19 protein-coding genes are annotated in these 26,274 nt (G+C 66.3%); 11 read left to right on the top strand and 8 right to left on the bottom strand.

The window, feature by feature from the left end:
• Positions 1 to 144 precede the first annotated feature (144 nt).
• The 6 genes from ACFX59_RS06160 to ACFX59_RS06135 all read left to right on the top strand — a co-directional run bounded on the left by ACFX59_RS06160 (position 145) and on the right by ACFX59_RS06135 (position 9,940).
• Complete coding sequence (locus ACFX59_RS06160) at positions 145 to 1,230, top strand: ROK family transcriptional regulator (RefSeq protein ID WP_387430639.1); 1,086 nt, start codon at positions 145 to 147, stop codon at positions 1,228 to 1,230.
• 213 nt (positions 1,231 to 1,443) lie between these two features.
• A complete protein-coding gene (locus ACFX59_RS06155) occupies positions 1,444 to 2,406 on the top strand; it encodes an ROK family protein (protein WP_387430637.1) in 963 nt (320 codons plus the stop codon).
• Positions 2,399 to 3,775: a sugar porter family MFS transporter gene (locus ACFX59_RS06150; protein ID WP_387430635.1), complete on the top strand. Its 1,377-nt coding sequence runs from the start codon at positions 2,399 to 2,401 to the stop codon at positions 3,773 to 3,775. Before ACFX59_RS06155 ends, ACFX59_RS06150 begins: the two co-directional genes overlap by 8 nt.
• On the top strand, positions 3,772 to 5,271 hold the full coding sequence (locus tag ACFX59_RS06145; RefSeq protein ID WP_387430633.1) for a glycoside hydrolase family 32 protein: 1,500 nt from the start codon (positions 3,772 to 3,774) through the stop codon (positions 5,269 to 5,271). Before ACFX59_RS06150 ends, ACFX59_RS06145 begins: the two co-directional genes overlap by 4 nt.
• A gap of 106 nt (positions 5,272 to 5,377) precedes the next feature.
• Positions 5,378 to 8,182, top strand: a complete 2,805-nt coding sequence (locus ACFX59_RS06140) for a TonB-dependent receptor (RefSeq protein WP_387430631.1) — start codon at positions 5,378 to 5,380, stop codon at positions 8,180 to 8,182.
• A gap of 126 nt (positions 8,183 to 8,308) precedes the next feature.
• Positions 8,309 to 9,940, top strand: a complete 1,632-nt coding sequence (locus ACFX59_RS06135; RefSeq protein WP_387430629.1) for a GH32 C-terminal domain-containing protein — start codon at positions 8,309 to 8,311, stop codon at positions 9,938 to 9,940.
• Positions 9,941 to 10,200: 260 nt separating this feature from the next.
• On the opposite strand, the gene ACFX59_RS06130 is transcribed toward ACFX59_RS06135, so the two are convergent.
• The 3 genes from ACFX59_RS06130 to ACFX59_RS06120 form a co-directional block, all read right to left on the bottom strand.
• The gene (locus ACFX59_RS06130) at positions 10,201 to 11,514 is read right to left on the bottom strand and encodes an NAD(P)/FAD-dependent oxidoreductase (RefSeq protein ID WP_387430627.1); all 1,314 of its coding nucleotides are present in this window, start codon (positions 11,512 to 11,514) and stop codon (positions 10,201 to 10,203) included.
• A gap of 49 nt (positions 11,515 to 11,563) precedes the next feature.
• A complete protein-coding gene (locus ACFX59_RS06125) occupies positions 11,564 to 12,772 on the bottom strand; it encodes a DUF1624 domain-containing protein (RefSeq protein WP_387430625.1) in 1,209 nt (402 codons plus the stop codon).
• A gap of 192 nt (positions 12,773 to 12,964) precedes the next feature.
• Positions 12,965 to 14,392, bottom strand: coding sequence for an aldehyde dehydrogenase family protein (locus ACFX59_RS06120; protein ID WP_387430623.1), 1,428 nt, complete (start codon positions 14,390 to 14,392; stop codon positions 12,965 to 12,967).
• Between the two features lie 336 nt (positions 14,393 to 14,728).
• On the opposite strand from ACFX59_RS06120, the gene ACFX59_RS06115 reads away from it, so the two are divergent.
• Both ACFX59_RS06115 and ACFX59_RS06110 read left to right on the top strand, forming a co-directional pair.
• Positions 14,729 to 15,391 (top strand): haloacid dehalogenase type II, encoded by a 663-nt coding sequence (locus ACFX59_RS06115; RefSeq protein ID WP_387430622.1) that lies wholly within the window; start codon positions 14,729 to 14,731, stop codon positions 15,389 to 15,391.
• 2 nt (positions 15,392 to 15,393) lie between these two features.
• Complete coding sequence (locus ACFX59_RS06110) at positions 15,394 to 16,092, top strand: cupin domain-containing protein (protein ID WP_387430620.1); 699 nt, start codon at positions 15,394 to 15,396, stop codon at positions 16,090 to 16,092.
• A gap of 47 nt (positions 16,093 to 16,139) precedes the next feature.
• Here the strand turns inward: ACFX59_RS06110 and ACFX59_RS06105 are convergent, their stop codons facing one another.
• The 5 genes from ACFX59_RS06105 to ACFX59_RS06085 are packed head-to-tail and all read right to left on the bottom strand — an operon-like array spanning position 16,140 to position 22,480.
• Positions 16,140 to 17,930: an ABC transporter ATP-binding protein gene (locus ACFX59_RS06105; protein ID WP_387430618.1), complete on the bottom strand. Its 1,791-nt coding sequence runs from the start codon at positions 17,928 to 17,930 to the stop codon at positions 16,140 to 16,142.
• The gene (locus ACFX59_RS06100) at positions 17,927 to 18,724 is read right to left on the bottom strand and encodes an ABC transporter permease (RefSeq protein ID WP_387430616.1); all 798 of its coding nucleotides are present in this window, start codon (positions 18,722 to 18,724) and stop codon (positions 17,927 to 17,929) included. The genes ACFX59_RS06105 and ACFX59_RS06100 overlap by 4 nt, the downstream gene beginning before the upstream one ends.
• Positions 18,721 to 19,680 (bottom strand): ABC transporter permease, encoded by a 960-nt coding sequence (locus tag ACFX59_RS06095; RefSeq protein WP_387430614.1) that lies wholly within the window; start codon positions 19,678 to 19,680, stop codon positions 18,721 to 18,723. The genes ACFX59_RS06100 and ACFX59_RS06095 overlap by 4 nt, the downstream gene beginning before the upstream one ends.
• On the bottom strand, positions 19,677 to 21,203 hold the full coding sequence (locus tag ACFX59_RS06090; RefSeq protein WP_387430612.1) for an ABC transporter substrate-binding protein: 1,527 nt from the start codon (positions 21,201 to 21,203) through the stop codon (positions 19,677 to 19,679). Before ACFX59_RS06090 ends, ACFX59_RS06095 begins: the two co-directional genes overlap by 4 nt.
• Entirely contained in the window at positions 21,200 to 22,480 is a 1,281-nt protein-coding gene (locus ACFX59_RS06085) for an NAD(P)/FAD-dependent oxidoreductase (RefSeq protein ID WP_387430610.1), read from the bottom strand. Before ACFX59_RS06085 ends, ACFX59_RS06090 begins: the two co-directional genes overlap by 4 nt.
• A gap of 347 nt (positions 22,481 to 22,827) precedes the next feature.
• Here ACFX59_RS06085 and ACFX59_RS06080 point away from each other — a divergent pair, with 347 nt between their 5' ends.
• The 3 genes from ACFX59_RS06080 to ACFX59_RS06070 are packed head-to-tail and all read left to right on the top strand — an operon-like array spanning position 22,828 to position 26,254.
• On the top strand, positions 22,828 to 23,724 hold the full coding sequence (locus tag ACFX59_RS06080; protein WP_387430608.1) for a GNAT family N-acetyltransferase: 897 nt from the start codon (positions 22,828 to 22,830) through the stop codon (positions 23,722 to 23,724).
• On the top strand, positions 23,718 to 25,190 hold the full coding sequence (locus ACFX59_RS06075) for an NAD-dependent succinate-semialdehyde dehydrogenase (protein ID WP_387430606.1): 1,473 nt from the start codon (positions 23,718 to 23,720) through the stop codon (positions 25,188 to 25,190). Before ACFX59_RS06080 ends, ACFX59_RS06075 begins: the two co-directional genes overlap by 7 nt.
• Entirely contained in the window at positions 25,187 to 26,254 is a 1,068-nt protein-coding gene (locus tag ACFX59_RS06070) for a tartrate dehydrogenase (RefSeq protein WP_387430604.1), read from the top strand. The genes ACFX59_RS06075 and ACFX59_RS06070 overlap by 4 nt, the downstream gene beginning before the upstream one ends.
• Positions 26,255 to 26,274: the final 20 nt, after the last annotated feature.

Raw genomic sequence — 26,274 nt, 5'->3', positions numbered from 1 at the left:
ACGCTCTGACTTCGCCCGCATCATGAATGCGCCCGTGACGCGGTACTTTCCGCCGAATCCCGTGTATCACAGGGTGATAACGATGGTTCGATAGGAGCGGATGCCCATATGCATGGGGTGCGAAAGGGCACGAACGCGAGCGGAATGCGGCGGTATAACGAGCGGCTGATCCTGTCTGCAATCCGGCGACTAAACGGTGCATCCAAGGCCGAGTTGGCGCGGGTGACGGGACTGTCACCCCAGGCCGTGGTCCGCATCATCGACGAACTCGACAACGACGGATTGCTGTTCCAGGCCGAAAAGCGCACGGGCGGCATGGGACAGCCCGCCACGGTCTATCGTATCAACGGCGCGCGGGGTTACACGGTCGGCGTGGAAATCGGCCGGAACGCCATGACGCTGGTCTTGCTGGACTTCGACGGGCAGCAAAAGGCGGTGCATTGCGATGCCAGCGCCTTTCCGACCATCGATCTGGTTGTGGAACGGATCGACCGGTTCCTGCACGAGCAACTGCCGGCGTCGCTGCGCGATCCCAGCACCTTTCTGGGCATTGGCATAGCGATGCCGTGGTTCCTGGGGGAATGGCGCGACGAACTCGGCATTTCCGAGGATCAGGCGGAGGAGTGGCGGCGCGGCGATGTCGCCAGCCGCCTGCGCGCCGGACTGCACTGGCCGACCTTTTTCGACAATGACGGTAATGCGGCGGCGCTGGCGCATCTGTTGTGCGGGGCGGGGGCCGACCTCCAGAGTTATCTTCTGATCAACCTCGGCACCTTTGTCGGCGGTGGCCTGGTCCTTGGCGGGCAGGTGGTGCAGGGGCGGCATGGCAATGCCGGGGCGCTGGCGTCGATGCCCGTCATGGCCGATGGTCGGCGCGATTCGCTGATCCATCATGCCTCGCTATACGATCGGGATCTCGCGGCGACGCCGGCCGAACTGGAGGGCTGGCGACGGCGCTGTACCGAAGCATTGGCCTTCGCGATCTCGGGTGCGAACAGCCTGCTCGATCTCGAAGCGGTCATCCTCGACGGATCGCTGGCAGCGGAGGAAATGGCCGACATCGCGGCGGCGGTGGAACGGCAGCTCGCCGAACATGCCCCACCTGATTTCTTCGCGCCCGAACTGCGCATCGGCACGCTGGGGCGGCAGGCTGCGGCGATCGGCGCAGGACTGTTGCCGCTGCACGCACAGTATTCGCCTGATCTCAGCAGCTTGTTCAAGCGCAGCTAGTCGACCTTTGCGAAAGCACGACAGCTCAAGGAGTGCCTGGTATCGCTAACGGCAAACGATTGCTTGGCAAGCCCCTGAAAAGTCGCAAAATTTGTCCTTGACCAACTAAATCACACTAGTAGATTTAATGGCATCGACCGCAATAGCGGCAGGTGATGGGAGGATGACGATGGCGACCGTATCTCGGCGTACAAGGCGGGCGGGCTGCTCGTGGTGACCGAACCGCTGCTGCTGGGCGGGATCGAGGCCGGGGGTACCAAGTTCCTGTGCGCCGTCGCCGATCGTGATAGGACGATTCTTGCCGAAACCCGGATCGCGACCACGACCCCGGCCGAGACTTTGGGCGCCGCCAGCGCCTTTTTCCGCGAGGCGCAGCGCGTCCATGGCGATCTGTCGGCCCTTTCGGTCGGCAGCTTCGGGCCGCTCTCGCTCAATCCGCTGTCGGCCGATTACGGCAGCATCACCTCGACGCCGAAACCCGGTTGGGAAAATGTCGACCTGCTCGGCCATCTGCGCCGGATGACGGACGCGCCGATGACGCTCGACACCGACGTGAACTGCGCGGCGGTGGGCGAGCGGCTGTTCGGCAGCGGACAGGGGCTGGACAGCTTCTGCTATGTCACGATCGGTACGGGGATAGGCGTCGGCTTGCTGATCGGTGGCGCGCCGCATGGCGGGGCGAACCACCCGGAGGCCGGGCATATCATGGTGCCGCGCGCGCCGGGAGACGACGCGTTCGAGGGCATTTGCCCGTTTCATGGCGATTGCCTGGAGGGGCTGGCCTCTGGTCCGGCGATGCGCGCGCGCTGGGGCATGCCAGCCGAACGCCTGCCCGCCGACCATCCGGCATGGGATATCGAGGCGGACTATATCGCCGCGCTCTGCGCCACGCTCACCTATGTCGTTCGCCCGGACCGGATCATCGTCGGCGGCGGGGTGATGCAGCCGCAAATGTACCCGAGGGTGCGATCCGCGCTGTTCGCGAAGCTCGCGGGCTATGATGCCAGCATGCGGGCGATCGACATGGACCAATATGTCGCCGCGCCGACCGCCGGGGCCTCCGCGGGGCTGACCGGCGCGCTGGCGCTCGCCTATCGCACCGCGACACGCCAATGGCCGATGCACTGGCGCATGGCCGAACCCTTTCACGCGAACAAGGAGACGGTCGATGCATAGCATCACCACGCCGGACGGTCGGCAGGATGTGGACGATGCACGGGCGACGATCGCGATCGTGCTGAGCGCGGCTGGGGCGGCGCTGGGCGGGTTGCTGTTCGGGTTCGATACCGCCGTCATTTCCGGGGCCACGCAGGCGTTGCAGGAACGCTTCGCCCTCACCGACGCATCGCTGGGGTTCACCGTCGCCTCCGCGCTGATCGGGACCGTCATCGGATCGCTGGTCACCGGCGCGCCCGCCGACCGATATGGGCGAAAGGCGATCATGCTGTCGGTCGCCATCGCTTATGTCATCTCGTCGCTGGGCACTGGTCTCGCGCAAAGCTGGCCGATGCTGATCGCGTTCCGGTTTCTGGGCGGCCTCGCGATCGGCGCGGCATCGGTGGTGACGCCGATCTATATCGCCGAAGTGTCGCCCGCGAAGTTCCGTGGGCGGCTGGTGGCGATGAACCAGCTCAACATCGTGCTGGGCATCCTGATCGCGTTCCTGAGCAACTATCTGATCGCGCAGGCGCTGCCGCCCGAAGCGGCGTGGCGGTGGATGTTCGGCATCGTCGCGGTGCCCTCGGCGCTGTTCCTGGCCGTGACCTTCCTGCTGCCCGAAAGCCCGCGCTGGCTGGCGGTGCACGGGCAACAGGCAAAGTCGGTGCAGGTCATGGCGCGCCTCGGCTTCCTGGACCCTGCGGCCGAACTGACGCGGATCGAGGCCGCAGAACGCCGCGATGTGGGGCAGGGCGATGCCCGGCTGTTCCAGAGCGCGTACAGCTTCCCGGTCGCCTGCGCCATCGCCATCGCGCTGTTCAACCAGCTGTCGGGCATCAACGCGCTGCTCTATTACGCGCCGCGCATCTTCGAACTGGCGGGGGCGGGGGCCGACAGCGCGCTGCTCCAGTCGATCGCGGTCGGGGGCACCAACCTGCTCTTCACCGTCGCCGCCCTGTTCTTCATCGATCGGTTCGGGCGCAAGCCGCTGCTGATCGTCGGGTCGGTCGTGTGCGCCGCCGCGCTGCTGCTGGTCGGTTGGCAGCTCGAGCGCAGCGTCCCGAACGGTACGCTGATCCTGGGCGGCCTGCTCGCCTTCATCGCCGCCTTCGCGATCAGCCAGGGGGCGGTGATCTGGGTCTTCATCTCGGAAGTCTTCCCCAGCGCGGTGCGCGGCAAGGGACAGGCGCTGGGGTCCACCACCCACTGGGTCGCGGCGGCGGCGATCACCTGGCTTTTCCCGATCGTGGCGAGCGCGGTCGGCGGCTGGGTCTTCGCATTCTTCGGGGCGATGATGCTGCTGCAACTGCTCTGGACGCTGCGCGTGATGCCGGAGACCAACGGCGTCGCACTCGAAGACATGAACCTGAAGGGGCAGGCGGCATGAAGACCATCGCCCTCCTCGCCATGACCGGGATCGCGCTGGCCTCCGCCGCGTCGGCGCAGCGTCCCGATCCGCGCCCTACCTATCACTTCGCGCCGCAGCGCAACTGGATGAACGATCCCAACGGCCTCGTCTATTATGACGGCGAGTATCACCTGTTCTTCCAGTATAATCCGCATGGCGATCGCTGGGGCCATATGAGTTGGGGCCATGCGGTCAGCCGCGATCTGGTCCATTGGCAGGAACTGCCGATCGCCATCCCCGAGACCGCCGATGTCATGGCCTTTTCGGGCAGCGCGGTGGTCGACTGGAACAACACGACCGGCTTCGGCCGGAACGGCAAGCCGCCGCTGGTCGCCATCTATACGGGGCATAATCCCAAGGCGAAGCTGCAATCGCAATATGTCGCCTATAGCAACGATCGCGGCCGGACCTGGACCGTGCATGGCGAGGTGCTGAGCGTCGGATCGCCCGAGTTCCGCGATCCCAAGGTGTTCTGGCATGCCCCCACGAAGCGTTGGGTGATGGTGGCGGTGATGGCTTTGGAGAACCGCGCGGTGCTGTTCACCTCGCCCGACCTCAAGCAATGGACCTTTGCCAGCAGCTTCGGGCCCGCTGGCGGACGGGGCAAGAACTGGGAATGCCCCGATCTGTTCGAACTGCCGGTCGAAGGCGGGGCGCCGGGCGAGAAGCGCTGGGTGCTGGGCATCAATCTCGGCGACAATGCGGTCGGCGGCGGTTCGGGCGGGCAGTATTTCGTCGGCGATTTCGACGGCAAGCGCTTCACCCCGGTGCCGGGCTGGCCCGGCGAGGCGCAGTGGATGGACTATGGCGCGGACTTTTACGCGGCCGTGTCGTGGAACGACCTGCCCCAGGATGACCCGCGCCGCATCTGGATCGGCTGGGCGAATGACTGGCGCTATGCCGAGGCCATACCGACCTGGCCCGCCCGGGGACTGATGACCGTGCCGCGCGAGGTGACGCTGAAGAAGACCCCCGCCGGTTATCGCATCGCCCAGGCGCCGGTGCGCGAGGTGGCGAGCCTGCGCGGCGAGCGACAGGATTTCGCCGCGACGCTCGGCGAAACGCCGGTCGATCTGCCGATCGCAGGCGGCTCGGCCGACCTGACGCTCGATCTCGACACCGGCACGGCGGAGCAGGTGACGATCGCCCTGACCGACGAACAGGGTTACCAGACGCTGATCGGCGTCAATCCGACCGTCGACGAGGTGTTCGTCGACCGCACCCGCTCGGGCCCGCATTTCCATGACGGTTTCGCCACCCGCCATATCGCGCCGGTCGATCTGAAGGGAAAGCGGGTTCGGCTGCGCGTGCTGGCCGATCAGTCGATCCTGGAGGTGTTCGTCGGCGACGGCACGCGCACCATTACGGACCGCTTCTTTCGCGGTGGCGGCCCGCTTCGCTGGAGCGCGAGCGCAAGGGGCGGATCGGCGCGACTGACGATGCAGGCTTGGCCGATGACCGGGGGCTCGCGCTGACATGAACGGCTTCGTCATGACGGTGGAAGCGATCGCGCCGGGCTGACGCCCACCCCGTCGATCTTTTGAAAATCAAAAAAAACATAACGGAAATCTGGGAGGATTTATGCCGAAGACCTTGCTCGCCCTGCTGACATCCAGTGCGCTGGTGCCGCTTGCTGCCAGTCCCGCCGTCGCGCAGGACAGGAGCACTGAGGCGCAGGCCGATGCCGCGCCCGAAAACGATGCCAGCGCCGATATCGTCGTCACCGGCTATCGCGCCGCACTGGGATCGGCGCAGGAGATCAAGCGCAACTCCGCATCGATCGTCGATGCGATCGTGTCGAACGACATCGGCAAGCTGCCCGACAACAATGCCGCCGAAGCGATTGCGCGCGTCACCGGCGTCACCGTCCAGCGCTATAATGACGAAGCCGGGGTGATCCTGGTGCGCGGCCTGCCCGATGTCGCGACCACCTTCAACGGCCGCGAATTCTTCTCGGCTGAGGACCGGGTGCTGCACCTTCAGGATTTTCCGGCGGGCGTCGCGGCGGGGATCGAGGTCTATAAATCGGGGACGTCCGACCTCATTGAGCCGGGGCTTGCCGGGCTGGTCAATCTGCGATCCCGCCGTCCGTTCGACGTCAAGGATACCGAGATCGCGGGCGAATTGCGCGCTTCCTATAATGACCAGGCGCGGGCGTTCGACCCGGCGGGCAATCTGCTGCTGACCAAGCGCTGGGATACGCCGATCGGGGAGGTCGGCGCGCTGATCAACGTCAGCTATGTCCGCACCACCTATCGCAACGCCGATCGCTATGCCGATTCCGCGATCATCTCGCCGCGCGGCTTCGGGGTGGACGACGCCGCCGACGATCTGACCGTGACCACGCCGGGCGTGGGCATGGATTTCCGCTTTCCTGCCAATGCGGGCAACTTCTACGAAAAGGGCGTGCGCCACCGCCCGGCGGTCAACGGCACGATCCAGTGGCGCCCGACCCCCGATCTCGAAGTCTTCGCCGAAGGGCTGTGGCAGGCCTATCGCGGCGAGGTGCTGCGCGATGCGTTCAACGTCAATTTTGAACGCCGCGATGCGAACGGCGTCGCCCCGACGCTCAGCAATGTCGTGCTGGTGCCGGGCGAGCCGGACAAGGCGGCCAGCTTCACCAAGACCGGCGGCTATGTCCCCGAATTCTATCGTTCGACCCAGAATGACCGAACCGATACGTGGCAGGCGGCGGCGGGTTTCAAATGGACCACCGGCCGCGCGACGCTGTCGGGCGACTTCGCCTATACCAACAGCAAATATCAGGCGTCAGAATATAGCCTCGACGCCCAGCTCGCCAGTGCGCCCACCATCAACGTCGATTGGGACGTGCGCGGATCGGCGGTGTTCGATCTGGGCGGCTATGCCATCGACAATCCGGCCAATAGCCGTTGGCGCGGCTATTACCAGCGCGACCTGGTGACCAAGGGCGATGGCGTCCAGGGTCGCATCGACCTGGATCTCGAAACGGACTGGGGCTGGCTGCCGCGGCTGCAATTCGGCTTCCGCGCCAGCGATCGCAACGCCTATTCGCAGAACAACAATCGCTATGCCTATACCGCCGGGCTGAACATCCCGCTCGACAGCCTGCCGACGGGGGCGCTCGGACTGATCACCGACGGGTTTCGCGACGACCCGCAACGCTTCAAGAACTGGCTTGCCCCCAGTCGCGATGCGATCCGCGACAATGGCGAGGCCCTGCGCCTGCTGGCGCTGCAATCGGTCCAGCGCGCGACCCTATTATTCCCCTCGGACAATGGCATTCGCGAAGCGGTGACCAAGTTCGCGACCGCCGAGATTCCGTTCGATCCGCTGGGCGGCTTCACCGCCAGCGAGGCGAGCTATGCCAGCTATGGCCAGGCGAAATACGACATCGACCTGGGCGGGGTGCGGATCGACGGCACGGTCGGCGCGCGCATCGTCAACACCGACGGCACCTATCGCGGGTTCAGCCGGGTGCAGGCCGCCGACGGCACGGTCGGTATCGTCCCCAGCGTCACGCGCCAGAATTATGTCGATGTGCTGCCTTCCGCGATCGCGCGGATCCGCTTCTCGAACGAATGGCAGATACGGCTGGGCTATACCCAGACGCGGACCCGGCCGGGCTTCGGCCAGCTCAATCCCTCGATCAACATCACCCGCAACAGCCCCGGTCCCGACGGCACGCCGCCGGTGTTCGACGCGAGCGGTTCGGGCGGCAATCCCGATCTGCGACCGCTGACGTCGAAGAATTACGATGCGTCGCTCGAATGGTATTTCTCGAAGAACGGATCGGCGTCGGTCGCCGCCTTCTATCGCGACCTGAACGGCTTCATCGGCTATTATACCCAGGTCGTGAACGATCCCATCTATGGCCGCGTCCAGCTTAACCGACCGGAAAATGCCGGCGACGGGCGGATCAAGGGGATCGAGGCGTCGCTCCAGACCTTTTTCGACTTCCTGCCCGGTGCGCTGTCGGGCTTCGGCGTCCAGGGCAATGTCACCTATCTCGATGGCACCAATCAGTTGCCCCGCGTGCTGGGCGAGGGCGACCGACAGGTGGAGATTACCGGCCTGTCGAAATGGGCGTACAACTTGACGGCCTTTTACGAGAAGAGCGGCATCTCCGCGCGGCTGTCCTATAACTGGCGATCGCGCTACGTCACCAGCTACAATCGCAATATCAACGAAGACCAATATGCCGGCGAGCTGGTGCGGCCGGTCTCCCGGCTCGATTTTTCGGCCAGCTACGACGCGTTCCGCAATATCTCCTTGGTCGCGAACGTCAGCAATATTCTGGCGCAGCCGTTCAAGAACTATCGCTTCTACAACGAAACGCAGTTCTTTGGCCGCGATTTGCGGGTGGAGGGGCGCTATTTCAGCCTGGGCGTCCGCTTCAAGATGTAATCCGGGCGGCGGACGTGCATCGCCGCGTTCGCCGGACCGTCCCGCTGCGAATATCGCGCGATCGCTCGAAGAAGCGATGCGCGGAGGAGGACGTGCGGCGGCTCGTCGCACGCGGAGAGGAAGCAGATGGCATCGATATTTTCGCGTCGTCAGACGCTCGGCTTCATCACGACCCTGCCCATGCTGTCCGCCTGTGGCGGATCGGGCGACGGGGGAGGGGGCAGCGCCTTGGCCGCCGGACTCGCTCCGGCCCCGACGCCGACGCCCAGCCCGACCCAAAGCCCCGCTCCGGCGGCGGTCGGCGGCCGTCCGCATTATCATATCGCCGCGCCCGATGGCGGCTGGATCAACGATCCGCAGCGCCCGGTGCGGATCGGCGACGGCTGGACGATGTGGGCGCTCTACAATCCCACATGGCCGAATGGCGGCACCGAATGGCGCCGCTGGACCTCGACCGATCTCGTCACATGGACCGATCGCGGTGTCTCGATCCCACGTCGGACGACGGCGTTCGGCGATGTGTGGAGCGGCAGCGCGGTGATCGACACCGACAACACCGCCGGCTTCGGGGCGGGTACGCTGATCGCGCTGGCGACCATGCCCGCCGACAATGCCGCCGGACAGAACCAGTCGACCGCGCTGTGGTATTCGCGCGACGGCGGGGCGAGCTTCGCCTTCCACGCGATCGCCCATCCCAATTTTCCGGGCAACAAGCCGTTCCGCGACCCGACCGTGTTCTGGCACGCACCCACGTCGCGTTGGGTGATGACCTTGTCGGAAGAGGGCAAGATCGGGTTCTACACCTCTCCGGACCTGAAACAGTGGAGCTATGCCAGCGGCTTTGTCTCCACCTTGGTCGGCGGGGTGATGGAATGTTCGCACCTCTTCCCGCTGCACCTCTACGACGCGAACGGGGCCACGGGCGTCGACAAATGGGTGTTGCTGGTCGGCGGCGACGGGACGGGCAGCGGCTTTACCGGCGGCAGCTATTATTGGGTGGGCAGCTTTGACGGGACCGGCTTCACCGCCGACAGCGCGACCGGCCATTGGCTCGACGGCGGGGCCGATTATTATGCCGCCATGGTGTGGCAGGACCCGCGAGCGGCCGATCCGCTAGCCGCGGCATGGACGATGGGCTGGATGAACAATTGGGCCTATGCCAATCAACTGCCCGCCCCCGCCGGCTATCGCGGACAGTTGAGCATCGTCCGCCAGATCCGCCTGCAGCGAAACTCCGACGGCACGCCCAGCCTACGCATGACGCCGATCGCGGCCCAGAATAATGCGTTCCAGAGCGTGATGCTCGGGACGGATCAGACCATCGCCGAGGGACGCGACTATGTCTGGCCCGCCGATGCCGGAATGATCGCCGGGCGGATCGACTTGACGCTCACGCGCGTCGGTGCCGAATGGCCGGGCGGGGTATGGTTGTCGGTGCGCGGCGGCCAAGGTTACTTCACTCAGATCGGCTTCGAACTGAACAAAAGCCATGTATTTGTGAAACGGGACACCAGTGGTCCTTACCCGCCCGACCATGGTGCATGGCGCGAGACTCGCAGCGTACGGTGCGAAGCCGCTGGCGGAAAGGTGACGGTCAGCATCTTCCTCGATGCCGGTTCGATCGAGGTGTTCATCAACGATGGTGACAGCGTCCTTTCCGACCTCATCAATGCGCCAAGGAATGCGACCAGCTTGAACCTCAACGCAAGCGGTGGTTCGGTTCGAGTATCCGAGGTTCGGGTTCTCGGGGGGAGCTAGGGCGGATCGACATTCAGCATTGCTTCTTCTTCCCTCTCCCCTGGACAGGGGAGAGGGTTAGCGAAGCTTGCCAGCCTGCTGGCTAGCGCAGCTTGGGTGAGGGGTTGAGCGAGCCCAAAGGCTCGCGCGCTCGCCAAGCGAGCGCCCACCCCTCACCCAGCTCCGACTAAGCCTTTGCTCTCGCAAAGGCCAAGTCTGCGCAACCCTCTCCCCTCTGCGAGGGGCGAGGGACGAAAGGCGTCGCTGAATGCCGTTCGGCCCTAGAATTCCGCGACCTTGCCCCAGGCGGAGTCGCGAAAGCGGTTCGGATGATAGGGTTTGGGGTCGACGATGGGTGCCGCGCCGCTGACGATATCGGCGATCAGATGGCCAGCCCCAGGCCCGATGCCGAAGCCATGCCCGCTAAAGCCCGCCGCCAGGATCAGGCCGGGCAGTTCGTCTACTTCGCCGATGCCGGGCACGCCGTCTGGGGTGCTGTCGACATAGCCCGCCCAGGCCCCGGTCACGACGCGTTCCGACAGGCGCGGCATCAGCGCGAGCGCGCGGGCATGGGTGCGCGCGACGGCCGCGCGGTCGGGCTTGGGATCCAGAATCCGCATCGCCTCCATCGGTGTCGGCCGGTCGAGCCGCCAGCGCACGAGCCGCTCATGGCCCGACCGTACGCCCTCCAACCCGCCGGGCGACAGCTTGCGCCAGCGACGCAGGAACATCGGCAGGAACTGGGTCGAAAAGCGCAGGAATTGCGGGGTGGGATCGACCTTGCCGCTGCCACTGATCGACAGCGTATAGCCGCCATCGCCGCGCCGGGTCATGGAGATATACTCGCTGTGCATTGCGGCCGGGAAGATGTCTTCGCCCGGCCCGACCGCCATGACCGTCTGGCGGATCGTGGCCTGTGGAAAGCGGATACCATATTGATTGCAGAAGGACGAAGCCCAGGCGCCCGCCGACAGCACCGCGATGCGGGTGCGGATCGTACCCCGTTCGGTGACCACGGCGGAAAGGCGCCCGCCTTCGGTTTCCAGCCCACGCACCGCGCAATTCTGATGCACCGTTCCACCCAGCGCCATCAGCGCGCGGGCGGCGGCGGGCGCGGCCTGCGACGGATCGGCGGTGCCATCGGTCGGGGAGAAGACGCCACCCTTCCACGGCTTGTTGCTGAACCGCCCGCGCTCGCTGGCCTCGGCCGACGAGAGCATGTGGGTGGTGACTCCCGCCGTCCGGGCGAAATCGCGCCAGCGTGCCCAGCCCTCGATTTCGGCTTCATTGTCGCTGAGATAGAGCAGCCCACAACGGCTGAACCCGGTGGCCTCGCCGGTGTCGGCAGCGAATTGTTCCCAGAGGTCGAGCGACTTGGTTGCCATGGGCAGTTCGCGCGCATCGCGGTTCTGCTGGCGGCACCAGCCCCAGTTGCGACTGGATTGCTCGCCACCGACGCGGCCCTTTTCGACCAGCGCGACCTTCAATCCGCGCTTTGCCAGATAATAGGCGGTGAAGCAGCCGACGATACCGCCGCCGATCACGACGACATCGGCCATGTCGGGCAGGGCGGGGCTTGGATCTACAAGGGTCAAGGGTGCGGGCATTCCGGGGCTCCAACGGGTCCGGGGAAGGGGGGCTGGCTTAAAAATATTTGAGCCAACCAAGGTCCTTGCGGCGCTTCTTCAGGTTCGAGAACCAGCGCGTCGGGAAGTAGAGCGGCACGATCATCGCGATCCACATCAGCCAGATCCACGGGATAGACGGAAAGCCGAAGACCGTTTCGTGATTGGTGCCCCAGATCGCGACCGCGCCCAGGTACATCATGCGCAGGACATACAGGTGGAGGAGATAGAAGAACATGGGCGCACCGCCGAACACCGCCAGCCAGCCGATCACCCGCGTGTCGTCCACCCGGTCGAACAGCGCCAGCAGAAGCGACCCGACGCCCAGCGTCGCCATCACGTAAAGCAGCGAGGGCGGATATTTGGTCAGCGCCAGGAAGCTCATGACGGTGCGGATCGGCGAACCGGGCACCACGAACCAGGGGGCGTCGCCATAGATGTTGAGCGCCCGCAACGCGACGAATCCGACCAGCATCAGCGCACCGGTCTGCGCCAGCCGCCGCTGCCGTGCCATGGCGTCGACACCGACGAACCACGGCCCGATCCCCCAGCCCAGGCAGATCACGCCGATCCACGGCAGCAGCGGATAGCTGAACCGAACCGGGAGGCCGCCGAAGCTCACCGTCCCGCGATCGTGCAGAAACGCCCAGACGGTGTGGAACATGCTCTCCTCGGGCACGGTGATCGGGCTCAGCAGATTATGCCCGGCGACGATGGCCACTCCGGTCGCGACGATGGCGGCGTGCGGCAGGCGGATCAGCAGCGAGAGCACGATCATGCTCAACCCGATCGCCCAGATGACCTGAAGATAGACGATCGTCGGTGGAAATTCGGCACGCCAAACGAAATTGACGACGGTCAGTTCGAGCAGGACGAGCAACGCACCGCGCTTGAACAGGAATGCGCTCGTCTCTGCACGGCTGTGCTTCCGGCCATAGAGATAGGCACCCAGTCCGGTCAGCGCGACGAAGATCGGCGCGCACAGGGTGCTGGTCATTCGGCTGAAGAAGGATGCAGGCGCGACGGTCAGCGCGTCGACCGGGTCGCCGATCGGCACCCATAGCAGGAACGCCTCGCGGACATGGTCGAGCAGCATCAGCACCATGACGAAGCCGCGCAGCGCGTCGATGCCGACCAACCGCGCGCCCGTCCGCGCTACGCTGTTGAAAGACTGGGGCCGGGACACGGTCCCATCGGGTGCAAGGCCCGCTGTCGTGATGCTTGCCATGGTGATGCTCTCCACAGGAGAAGGGAAAACTCGGTCGCGCCTCAGCAGCGCGACGGCGTCGATTTCGACCAAATGGCCGTGATGAAGTTCGGAAACGGGCACGGCATCTGCACAGTGGCCAGCGTCTCGGTGATCGGTGGCGGAACCGGTGTGGGTGCGTCGGCTAGGATCATCTTGGTTTCCATGGCGCGCTCAGGCCAGGATCGCCTTGGTTTCGAGATATTCCTCGAAGCCATGCAGCCCATATTCGCGGCCGTTGCCCGACTGTTTGTAGCCGCCAAAGGGCGCATGCGCGGTCCAGGCGGGGTAGTTGATATGGACCTGTCCGGATCGGATGCGCCGAGCGATGGCCCTGGCGCGGACCGGGTCGGTCGACTGGACATGCGCTCCCAAGCCGTAGACCGTGTCGTTGGCGATCGCCACCGCCTCATCCTCACTTTCGTAAGGCATGATGCACAGCACCGGTCCGAAAATCTCCTCACGGGCGATGCGCATGTCGCGGGTGACGCCCGAAAAGATCGTCGGCTGCACGTAGAAACCCCGGTCGAGCCCGGCGGGGCGGCCGGGGCCACCCGCGATCAACCGCGCGCCGTCCGCCTGGCCGGCCGCGATCATGTCCAGCACGCGGGCGTATTGCGCGGCATTGGCGATGGGGCCCATGGTCGTCGCCGTGTCATCGGGCGGGCCTACGCGCCATTCGGCGGCCGCACTCGCCGCCAGAAGCTCGACCTCGGCCAGCCGCGCGGCGGGGACCAACATCCTGGTCGGCGCGCTGCATGACTGGCCGACATTGCGCATTCCGGCCATCACGCCACGCGGAACGGCCTGCGCGAAGTCGGCATCGGGCAGCAGGATATTGGGTGACTTGCCACCCAATTCTTGCACGACGCGCTTCACGCTTACCGCCGCAGCCTGTGCGACCAGCACCCCCGCGCGGGTCGAGCCGGTGATCGAGATCATCGCAACGTCGGGATGCGCCGCCAGTGCCGCGCCGACGGCCTCACCGGTCCCGCCGATCAGATTGAAAACACCCGCGGGCGTACCCGCATCGTGCATCACGTCTGCAAACAACAGCGCGCTATAGGGTGATAATTCGCTGGGCTTCAGGACGACCGTACATCCGGCGGCGATAGCGGGCGCGACCTTGGCCGTGATCTGGTAGAGCGGCCAGTTCCACGGCGTGATGAGCGCGCAGACGCCGATCGCTTCCTTGCACAAAGTGAATCCCGCTTCCGGCCGCTCGAAGCGATAGTCCGCCAGTACCTCCATCTGAGCGCGGACATGCGCGATGGCGAAGGGCACATGCGACGCGCGGGCAAATCCGATGGCGGCCCCCATCTCGGTCGAGATCGCCTGGGCAAAGGCCTCGGCGCGCTCCTCCAGCAGAGCGGCGATCCGGCCGAGCAGCGCGACGCGTTCCGCGACCGGACTGCCCGCAAAAGCAGGAAAGGCGCGGGCGGCGGCGGCGACCGCCCGGTCGACATCGGCGGCAGACCCTGCTGCGATGGTGCCGATCAGGCTCTCGGTCGCCGGGTCGGTGACGGGAATTGCGGGTGCGGGCATCGCCGGCTCACACCACGCGCCATCGACATAGAATTGTCCCGCTCTGTCGTTCGTCATGTCCCACCCGTCCCGGCCCTACCGCATTCCCCTGAGCGCAGGCGCTCCCGACGCGATAAGGTCTGACCGGAGTGTAGCGGAGACCGGTCGGCAGACGCTTCCGAAAATCGGGGGGCAAACGGCATTCCCGCAGTGTCCGGCCGCCACGAGCAGCGATTTACCCCGTGGCATGCGCGCCAGCAGGCTATCCGCCACCGGAAATGCGCAGCATATTATGCTGTGACGTTATCAAGGTTGCTTGTCGTGCCGCATCGGCGCGGCTGCAACGAGCGATTCTGCCGAACGCCGGCCGCTATCACCGTGTTCGGCAATTCACATCAGCAAAGGGGGCCGACCATGCTTCGTCCAAAATATATCACCTTCGATTGTTATGGCACGCTGATCTATTTCGAGATGGCTCCGATCGCGCGGCGCCTCTACGCTGATCGGATCGCGGCGGCTGATATGGGCCGGTTCTGCGACGACTTTTCCGCCTATCGCCTCGACGAGGTGCTGGGTGCGTGGAAGCCCTATCGCGACGTCGTGGAAGGATCGCTGCGCCGCACCTGCGCGAAGTGGGGCATCGAATATCGCGATAGCGACACGGCCGACGTCTATGCCGCCGTCCCGACCTGGGGGCCGCACCCGGACGTGGTCGAGCCGCTGAAGCGCGTCGCGGCGGAATATCCGCTGGTCATCCTGTCCAACTCGATGGTCGATCTGATCCCGCAGAACGTCCGCAACCTCGAGGCGCCGTTCCACGCGGTCTATACCGCCGAGGAGGCCCAGGCCTACAAACCCCGGATGCAGGCGTTCGAGTATATGTTCGATCAGCTGGGTTGCGGGCCGGAGGATGTGCTGCACGTCTCGTCCAGCTTCCGGTACGACCTGATGACCGCCTATGACATGGGTATCAGGAACAAGGCCTTCGTCAATCGCGGGCACGAACCGCTGAACAGCTATTATCAGGTGCACGAGATTCCGAGCATCGCGGGCCTGCCGGGTCTGGTGGGACTGTGAGCGTGGCGACCGATGTGCGGTCGTTCATAGATCTGCGCGCCTTTGCCGCGTCGGCCGAAGCGCCCGCCACGGGGGACTATCGCACCGCACGCACCGCGTTGCCGCTGGTCGAGGGGCCGTGCCAGCTCGACCTGCTCGCGCTCGATGGCGGGGCGGGGTCGGAGGCGGGCCTCCCCGGCGACGAGTTCGTCATCGTGCTGGCGGGTTCGATACGGTTGGGGCCGGTGGTGCTGGAGGCGGATGGCTGTGCGGTGATTCCCAGCGGCGTGGCCTTTGACTGGGAAGCGGCGCCCGGCACGCGCGCGCTTGCGATGCGCTATGCGACCGACACGCCCGCCGTCGACCGGATCGTGCCGATCGACGAGAGCGCCGAGCTGAGGCCTTCCAATCCGCCGCTCGCCGAGCTGCTGGTCGGGCCGACGCCGTCGTGCCGCAACCATACCGATTATCGGTCGAGCGATGGCGTATTCATCTGCGGCACCTGGGACTCGACGCCCTATCACCGCATCGCGATGCGCTATCGCCATCACGAGCTGATGCACCTGCTTGAAGGGAGCGTGACGTTCGAGGACGAGACGGGGGCCAGCCGCACCTTCACCAAGGGCGACATCTTCCTGGCGGAACATGCTGCGCAATGTCTGTGGGACAGCCGGGAGCATGTAAAAAAGGTCTATGCAATCTGGCGGCCGATGGTCACCTGATCGCTTTCCGGGGCGATGCCGAAGACGGTATCGCCCCGCTTGCCCGCTCAGGGCGTCGCGAGAAGGTCAAGCGACTGGTGGCAGAATATCTGCCGATCCCCCTCCAGCAGGCGCGGCGGCATCGTATCGACGCAGGACGTGTTCGCGCGGATGCAGCGCGGGTGGAAGCTGCATCCGGTTGCCGACATCCGCGCACCCGCCGCCCCGGCTTGTCGGGCCGGTGTCTCCTCCAGCCAGCCCGGCCGCAATTCGGGGACCGAAGCGGTCAGCAACCGCGTATAGGGATGGTGGGCCCCGTGACCCAGGCCATCGCGCGTCACCTGCTCGGCGACACGACCGGCATAGAGGACCAGCACGTCATCGGCGATCGCCCGCACGATCTCGAGATCGTGGGTGATGAACATATAGGCGAGCCCGAGTTCGCGGCGCAGCTCGACCAGCAGGTCGAGCACGGCCTCCGCGATGACCGGGTCGAGCGCCGAGGTCACTTCGTCGCACAGCAGCAGGTCGGGGCGTGCCGCCAGCGCGCGGGCGAGATTGGCCCGCTGCTTCTGTCCACCGGACAGTTCGCCGGGCAACCGGTCGGCGAGCGATGCGGGCAGGCGGACAAGGTCGAGCAGTCGCGCCACCTCCGCCTTGGCCGATCGTCGCTCCAGCCCGTGATAGAAGGCGAGCGGCCGGGCAATGGCAGCACCGATGCTGACCGATGGGTTGAGCGCGGTGTCGGCGCTCTGGAAAACCATCTGCACCCGGCGAAGCTCGTCGCGCGACCGGTGCCGGACGAGCGGTGCGAGAGGATGGCCGTTCAGCAGGATGCGGCCCGCCGAGGGCGCGTGCAGCCCTGCCGCCACCCGTGCGAGCGTGCTCTTGCCACAGCCGGATTCGCCGATGACGCCCAGCACCTGGCCACGCCGGATCGAGACATCGATCCCGTCGAGGATTTTGGTCCGAGGCGCGCCGTCCGGCCCCGTCCCCCCATAACCCGCGACGATCCCCCACATATCGAGCAGCGGCGCCTCGTCGGTCGGTGGCGGAACGACGCAGGCACGGGGCGCGGCGGCCGCGACCAGGGCCTGCGCATAGCTGTGGCGCGGGGCGAACAGGATCTGCCGGGTCGTTCCCAGTTCCTGCACCTCGCCGCCGCGCAGTACCGCGATGCGGTCGGCGATCTGGGCGACGACCGACAGGTCGTGGGTGACATAGACGGCGGTGGTTCCCAGATCCCGCACCGCGTCCTTGAACGCCTTCAGCACCTCGATCTGGGTCGTGACGTCGAGTGCGGTGGTCGGTTCGTCGAAGATGACGAGGGCAGGGTCGGTGATCAGCGCCATCGCCGCCATCAGCCGCTGGAGCTGCCCGCCCGATACCTGATGCGGATAGCGTGCGCCGACGCCATCGGGGTCGGGGAGCGCGAGGCGGCGAAACAGAGCCTTGGCCTTGTCCTCGGCGGCGGCGCGGTCGAGCGTACCGTGGATCAGCGCAGGCTCGATCACCTGCGCCATGATGGTCAGCGACGGGTTGAATGCGGCGGCGGCGCTCTGTGCCACATAGGCGACGGTGCGGCCACGGACCTGACGCAGTTGTTCGGGCGTCGCGCCATCTAGCCGATGGCCGGCTACCTCGATCACGCCGCCCGCGATCCGGCAGCCGGGACGCGCATAGCCGAGCAGCGACAGGGCGATGGTCGTCTTGCCCGACCCCGACTCCCCGATCAGGGCCAGCACCTCGCCCTTCGTGATCGACAGGCTGACATCGGGTACGATCACGATCTCGCGTCCGTCTTCGCCGACGGCCGTGATGCGCAGATGGTCGATGCGGGCAAGCGGCACGCCGGTCATCGCCGCCGCCGTCCGGGAAGGGAGTCGATCACCAGGTTCATTCCTATCGTAAGGGAAGCGATCGCCACCGCCGGGAACAGCACGGCGGGCGCGCCGAAGCCCAGCCCGGCGATATTCTCGCGAACCAGCGCGCCCAGGTCCGCCTGGGGTGGCTGGACACCGAGGCCCAGAAAGGACAGGCCACTGAGAAGCAGGACGATGAACACGAAACGCAGACCAAAATCGGCGGCGAGGGGGCCGGTGACGTTGGGCAGCACCTCCCGCACGACGATATAGGGCAGACGCTCGCCGCGGGCGCGGGCGGCGGCGACGAAATCCAGCGCCATCACGCCCACCGCCAGCGCGCGGGCGGTGCGGAAGGCACCGGGGGTATAGATGATCGCCAGCGTGCCGATCAGCACGGGTATCGAAGCGCCGGTCGCCGCGATCACCACCAGCGCCAGCATCAGGCTGGGGATGGCGATAATGATGTCGAAGGTTCGCGACAGGGCCATGTCGATCCACCCGCCGGCCGCGGCGGCCAGGCCAAGCAGGATGCCCGACATCGCTGCTATACTGGTCGCGACAAAGGCGATGAGGACGGTATAGCGCGCGCCGTACAGCACCCGGCTGAGCATATCGCGACCCAGATAGTCGGTGCCCAGTGGGAAGCGGCGGCTGACCCCGTCGAACACGTCGAGATGCACGACCTCGCCCACGCCATGGGGCGCGATGCCGGGGCCGAGCAGCGCGACGAGGATCCATGCCGATACGAGGGCCAGGCCGATCCGGCCGCTGGTCGTGAACCTCCTCATCGGTGACGCAGCCGGGGATTGGCCAGGATCGTGACCACATCGGCGGTCGTCACCAGGATCAGATAGGCGGTGCAGAAGATGATCGCGACCGCCTGGACCAGCGGCAGGTCGCGGGTGGCGACCGCGTCGACCATCAGTCGCGCGATGCCGGGATAGTTGAAGATGATCTCGACCACGATGACGCCCCCCAGCAAGGTCGACAGGCTGAGCGCGATCGCATTGGCGATCGGCCCGATGGCATTGGGCAAGGCATGGCGCAGTACCACGCGGGCCGGTGAGCAGCCCTTCAGCCGCGCCGCCTCGCAATAGGACGTGTCGAGCGCGTCGATCACCGCCGCGCGGGTCATGCGGACCATCTGCGCCATGACGAAACAGGCAAGGCTGAATACCGGCAGCGCGAACACCCGGACCAGGTCCCAGATCGAATGAACGTCGCGGGTGGAGGTCAGGGCGGGGAGCCAGCGCAGCGTCACCGCGAAGAGCATGACCGCCAGCGTCGCGATCAGGAATTCCGGTACGGACACGATGCCGATCGTCGCGATGCTGATAGCCCGGTCGAATGCGGTACCCCGCCTGACCGCAGCCATGATGCCCAGCGCCAGGGCCAGCGGCACCGACACCAGTGCGGTCAGCCCGGCCAGCGTCAGCGAATTGACCAATCGCGCCCCGATCATCTCACGCATCGGCAGGCCGGTGATCAGGGAATGGCCCAGGTCGCCGGTCAGTACGCCGCCCGCCCATTCCAGATATCGTCGCCAGGCGGGCTGGTCGAGATGCATAGCCTGGCGCAGGCCCGCCAGTGCCTCGGGCGTAGCGCTCTGGCCCAGTATCGCCTCGGCCACATCGCCCTCCATCAGCTGCGCGATGGCGAACACCGCCAGCGACACGAATATCAGCGTCGCCAGCGCCGCAGCCACCCGGCGGCCGATCAGCACCATGAGGGGAGAGTGGATCATGCGCCCTCCATCCATGCGTCGGCGGCAAAGTCGAAACCCATCAATCCTCCCTGCGGCATGGGTCGCAGGCCCTTCACCCTCGGGTTGTGCGCATCGAGCGAGCTGAGGAACAGCGGAATGCCGATACCCGCCTGGTCATGGACCAGATGCTGCATCTCGCCATAGAGCGACTTGCGGCGTACCTCGTCCGTCTCGCCGCGCGCGGCCCGAAGCAGGCTGTCGAAACGCGTATTCTTCCAACCGCTCTCGTTCCACGGCGCGTCGGAGGCAAAGAACTGGGTGAAGATGATATCCGCCGTCGGACGGGCGTTGACGTTGCCGAAGCCCAACGGGACCTTCATCCAGCTGTTCGTCCAGTAACCATCGGAAGGCACGCGCCGGATATCGAACCGAACCCCTGCGCGTCGCCCGGCATTCTGGATCAGCACGGCCATGTCGTCCGACTTGTCCGCCGCCGTCGAGGTGACGATGGGCAGGCGCGCGCCGATCATCCCGGCTCGCGCGAAATGATGGCGGGCGCGGTCCGGGTCGAAGGCGCGCTGCGGCACGCTGGGGTCGAAATAGGGATTGGTCGGCGCGATCGGCTGGTCGTTGCCGATCGTCGCATAGCCGCGGAAAATGGCGTTGCGCATCGTCTCGCGGTCCAGCAGCAGCTTCAGGCCTGCCACAAAATCCGGATGGCTGGTCGGCCCCCGGTCCAGCCGGGCGATCAGGTTGGTATAGCCGCCGGACTTGGTCACCAGCAGGTCGAAGCCCGCATGCTCCAGATGATGGGCGATACGCGGATTGATCGCGTGGATCAGGTCGACATCGCCCGACAGCAGCGCATTGATCCGCGCGCTGTCGTCCGAAATGGAGAAGAGTTCGATCTCGCCCAGCCGCACCTTGCGCCGCCAATAGTCGGGCCAGCGCACCGCGAGCGAGCGCACGCCGGGTGCGAACTCGACCATGCGCATCGGTCCGGTGCCGACCGGATGGCGGAAGTCGCGGGTACCGTCGCGGACGATCTGGAATTGCGATATGCCCAGGATCGTCGGCAGGTCGGAATTGGCGCTTTCCAAGACAAGGCGGACATGATCCGGCCCATCGGCGCGGACCGATGCGAATTGCTGGGCAAAGATTCGCGCCTTCGACCCCACCGCCGGGTCGAGATGGCGGTTCAGCGAGTAGACAACGTCCGCGGCGGTGAGTGGCGATCCGTCGTGAAAACGCACGCCACGCCGCAACCGGATCGACCAGTCGCGCGAATCCTGGCTCTCTATCGCCTCGGCCAGCGCAAATTGGGGACGGGACCGTGCGTCCAGCCGGGTCAGCCCGTCATAGACCATCGCGCAGCGGCAGAAGTCGGAGACCACCGTCTGGCGCGCCGGGTCCATCGTGTCGGCGGTCGAACTGACCGCGACCGCCACCCGCAACCGCCCGCCCGCTGGTTCGGGACGCGCGGGCGTAAAGCCGCATGCGCCCAGGCCCAGCGACAGGCCGCCGCCGCCGATCAGGCGAATTGCGTCGCGCCGCCCGATCAATGCCGCCAGTCCTGATAGCGGTAATAGGCCCCGACCAGCGGAAGGAACCAGGGCGGTCCGAAATGCCCCGGGACGGCTGGCCAGTCGATGCCGTGGAAGGGATTGGCCTCGGCGGGGATGGCCCCGGTCATGATCCGCGCCATCACCTCGCCCATCAGCACCGAAATCTGCGTGCCATGGCCGCTATAGCCCATCGCATAATGCACCCCGTCGCGAACTCCGGCGCGCGGCAGGCGGTCGGCGGTCAGGTCGACGATCCCGCCCCAATTATGTGCGATGCGGACCCCCGCCAATCCCGGAAAGATCTCGCGCATCCGCGCCGCGAGGATCGCTCCGCTGCGCAGGTCGTTGCGCGGGGTCGAGAGCGCGAAGCGGGCGCGGCCGCCGAAGATCAGCCGGTTGTCGGCGGTCAGGCGGAAATAATTGCCGATGTTGCGTGTCGTCGTCCCGTTGCGCCGTCCCGGCATGATCGTGTCGGCCAGATCCCCGAGCGGATCGGTTGCGACGATGAAGCTGCCGATCGGCACGATCCGCCGCCGCAGCCAGCGGAACGGCCCGGTCATCGATGCGCCCGTCGCCAGCAGGACGTCATCCGCAATGATCGTACCGCGCGGCGTGACCAGCTTGTGCCGTCCGCCCGGCACCCGCGACAGCCCGGTCAGCGGCGTATTCTCATATAGCCTGGCACCGTGGCGGGCCGCGGCGCGCGCCAGCCCTGCGGCGAAGCGGCCCATATGGAGGGAGGCGCTGCGCGGGAAGACCAGCCCGCCATGGAAGGCATCGGAGCGGATTTCCCCGGCCAGCTGGTTGCGGTCGAGCAGGCGGATGTCCGGCTCCACCGTCTGCGCCAGCAACTCGGCGGAGCGGGCGAGCTTGACCGCATGGTCGGGCTTGTCGGCCAGTTTCAGTTTGCCGTTGCGGGTGAAGTCGCAGGTAATGGCTTCCTCGTTCACGATGGCCTCCACCCGGTCGACCCCGGCATCGAAGGCGCGATAGAGGTCGGTGGCGCGCTGAGCCCCGAAGCGCGCGTTGAGGGCGGCGAAATCGCCCGCAATGCCGTTGTTGCACTGGCCGCCATTGCGGCCCGATGCTTCGCACGCGATACGCCCTGCCTCGATCAGGATCACCTGCGTCCCTGCCATCGCCAGTTGGCGGGCGGCCGAAAGGCCGGTGAACCCGCCTCCGACGACCACGACCGTCGCCCGGGCGGGGAGCGGTGGCACCCCATCCTGCGCAAAGCGTTCGCCGCTATCCAACCAATAGGATTCCAGCATCATCGTGCGGTTTCGCGTCCCCCCGGTGCCGGGCCGCCCGACGCGGCTCCGACGCGGCATAGTCTGCTACGCTGCGTCGGCATGGTATCACTTTAGTTGCGTTGTCGGCCGGTCTTATGTGCCGATCCGACCCATCGGGACCGCACAGCATACCGCATCCTTCTCAGCGGGAAACCGCCGCGAGAGGCGCCGGGGCCAGCAATATGGGGGTGTGATACCCGATGCGGCAGGATATTCCGTGCAGGCATCCAAATCGCACGTGAAATGCTTCGGAAGGCGGTGAGCGACGCACCTCCTGCATCATGGTTGCGATAAAAGAATGGGAGAGGATTTCGATGGAACGAAAAACCATGCCAACAAGCGCCGAATTGCCCCCTGCCGAGGTCGAGCATCGCACGATGCGGCTTCGCGCCATGACCCCGCAGGATGTCGCCGCGCTGCACCTGCTGGCCAAGGCCGAACAATGGCCGCACCGAGCGGAGGACCTTGCCGACATGCTGGCCGTGGGCTCCGGCACGGTGGCGGAGCTGAACGGCGAGATCATCGGCACGACGATGTGGTGGCGGGCCGGTCCGGCCACCGCGACGCTGGGCATGGTGATCGTTTCGCGCCGTCATCGCGGGGCTGGCCTCGGCCGGATCGTGATGGACGCGGTGCTCGACCAGATTGCGGCCGCGCTGGGCCCCGACGCTGCGATCATGCTGAACGCGACCGAGGATGGGCTGCCGCTCTATCGCAAGCTCGGCTTTCGCGGCGTCGGTGAAATCCTCCAGCATCAGGGGGCGGCGTTTCAGGCCCCGCTGGTTCCACTGGAGCCGGGGGAGCGTATCCGGCCGATGGGGGAGCGCGACGGCGCGGTCGTCGATTCGCTGGTCCACGCGGCGACCGGCCTCGATCGTCCGTCGGTCATGACGCTGTTGCGCGAGAAGGCGCACGGCGTCGTGCTGACGCATGGCGATACGGTGACCGGGGCGGCGCTTTTCCGCCGGTTCGGACGCGGCTATGTCGTCGGGCCGGTGATCGCGCCCGACGCTACCCGCGCCAAGGCACTGATCGCCCAGTGGATCGGATCGCGCAGCGGTGAATTCATCCGGCTGGACATTCCGGGCGATAGCGGGCTTGGGGCGTGGCTGGAGGAACTGGGGCTGGTCCGCGTCGGCCGGGTGGTGACGATGGTAAGGGGCGGGGAGCCGCAAGGCACCGCACCCGGCACCGGCTTTGCGATCGTGAGCCAGGCGCTATGCTGAACGCTCAGGACCTGCGCGCGACCGGCTTGCTGATCGAGACGATGCTGATTGATGGTGCCTGGACGGGCGCGAACGACGGCGCGACGCTCGAGGTGACCGATCCGGCGACCGGCGAGACGATCGGGACGATTCCGGCGGCGGGGACGGCCGAGACCGAGGCGGCGATCGCCGCCGCCGCCGCTGCGTTGCCCGGATGGCGGCGCCGCACGGCGGACGATCGCGCGACCCTGCTCGAGGCATGGCACCGGCTGATCCTCGACCATATCGATGCACTGGCCGCGATCATGACCACCGAGCAGGGCAAGCCGCTGGCCGAGGCGAAGGGGGAAATCGGCTATGCCGCCAGTTTCGTCAAATGGTTTGCGGGCGAGGGGCGGCGGATCGCCGGGCACATGATCCCCGCGCCGACCACCGACCGCCGCATCCTGGCGACCCGCGAGCCCGTCGGCGTGTGCGCAGCGATCACCCCCTGGAACTTTCCCGCCGCGATGATCACCCGCAAGGTCGCGCCCGCGCTCGCGGCGGGGTGCACCGTCGTCATCAAGCCGTCCGAGCTCACGCCCTTCACGGCGCTGGCGCTGGTCAGGCTGGCCGAACGCGCGGGGATACCGGCGGGTGTCGTCAACATCGTCACCGGCATGCCCCAGGCGATCGGCGCGGCGCTGACCGCCTCGCCGGTGGTGCGCAAACTGTCTTTTACGGGATCGACGCGGGTCGGGGCGCTGCTGATGCGGCAGTCCGCGGACACGCTGAAGCGGTTGAGCCTGGAACTGGGCGGCAACGCGCCCTTCATCGTGTTCGATGATGCCGATGTCGATGCGGCGGTGGCCGGGGCGATGGCCTCCAAGTTCCGCAATGCCGGACAGACCTGCGTCTGCGCCAACCGCTTGTTCGTGCAGGACGGCATTCACGATCGTTTCGTGGAAAAGCTGGGCCAGGCGGTGCGTGCCTTGCGCGTCGGGGATGGGCGGCGGGCGGGGGTCACCATTGGTCCGCTGATCAACGCCGCCGCCACGACCAAGGTCGCCGAGCATGTCGCCGACGCACTGGCCAAGGGCGCCCATATCGCCGCTGCCCCCGACGGCGTGAGCGGGGATGCGCGCTTTGCGCGGCCGGTGGTGCTGACCGAAGCGACGCCCGACATGCGGCTGGCCTCCGAAGAGACGTTTGGGCCGGTCGCCCCGATCTTCCGCTTCCGCGACGAGGAAGAGGCGGTCGCGCTCGCCAATGCGACGCCGTTCGGCTTGGCCAGCTATTTCTATACCGACGACCTGCACCGAGCCTGGCGCGTGGGAGAGGCGCTGGAGTTCGGCATGGTCGGGCTGAACACGGGCGCGCTGGCGATGGAGATGGCGCCGTTCGGCGGGATCAAGGCTTCCGGGCTCGGCCGGGAAGGTGGGCGCGAGGGGATCGAGGAATATCTGGAAACCAAGGCGTTCCATTGGGGGGGATTGAAGGGCCTGTGAGACATTACCGGATTGCGGTGATCCCCGGCGACGGGATCGGCAAGGAAGTCGTCCCCGAAGGCGTGCGCGCACTGGAGGCGGCGGCGGCGGCCTATGGCTTCACCGTCGAGCAGCAATGGCATGATTTCGCCTGTTGCGACTATTATGTCCGCCACGGTCGGATGATGCCCGAGGATTGGAAGGCGCGGATCGGCGATGTCGATGCGATCTTCTTCGGCGCGGTAGGCTGGCCCGACACCGTGCCCGATCATATCTCACTGTGGGATTCGCTGATCCAGTTCCGGCGCGAGTATGACCAATATGTCAATCTGCGCCCGGCGCGGCTGATGCCGGGCGTGCCTTGCCCGTTGGCGGGGCGGAAGCCCGGCGACATCGACATGATGATCGTGCGTGAGAATACCGAAGGCGAATATTCCGCGATCGGCGGCACCGCTTTTCCCGGTACCGACCGTGAGGTGGTGCTTCAGGAAACGGTCATGACCCGTACCGGCACCGACCGCATATTGCGATATGCGTTCGAACTGGCGCAGAAGCGGCCTGCCAGGCATTTGACCTCCGCCACCAAATCCAACGGCATCGCGATCACCATGCCCTGGTGGGATAGTCGCGTCGCGGAGATGGCGGAGAAATACCCGGAGGTGCGGACAGACAAATATCATATCGACATCCTCGCCGCGCAGTTCGTGATGAATCCCGACCGCTTCGACGTGGTCGTCGCCTCCAATCTGTTCGGTGACATCCTGTCCGATCTGGGCCCGGCCTGCACCGGCACGATCGGCATCGCGCCATGCGGCAACATCAATCCGGATCGCGCGGTTCCGTCGCTGTTCGAACCGGTCCATGGCTCGGCGCCCGATATCGCCGGGCAGGGGATCGCCAATCCGGTCGGCCAGATCTGGTGCGCGGCGATGATGCTCGATCACCTCGGCGAGACGGCTGCGGCGGCGTCCATCGTCACTGCGATCGAGACGGTGCTGGCCAGCCAGGGCGGCCGCACGCGCGATCTGAAGGGATCCGCCGACACCGTGCAATGCGGCAAGGCGATCGCGGCGGCGATCGGTTGAGGACGGGGGCGGCATAATCT

The organism is Sphingomonas sp. NCPPB 2930, assembly GCF_042867205.1.
In the GTDB taxonomy this organism is placed as follows: Bacteria; Pseudomonadota; Alphaproteobacteria; order Sphingomonadales; family Sphingomonadaceae; genus Sphingomonas.
This window is presented reverse-complemented; position numbering and strand designations above follow the sequence as displayed.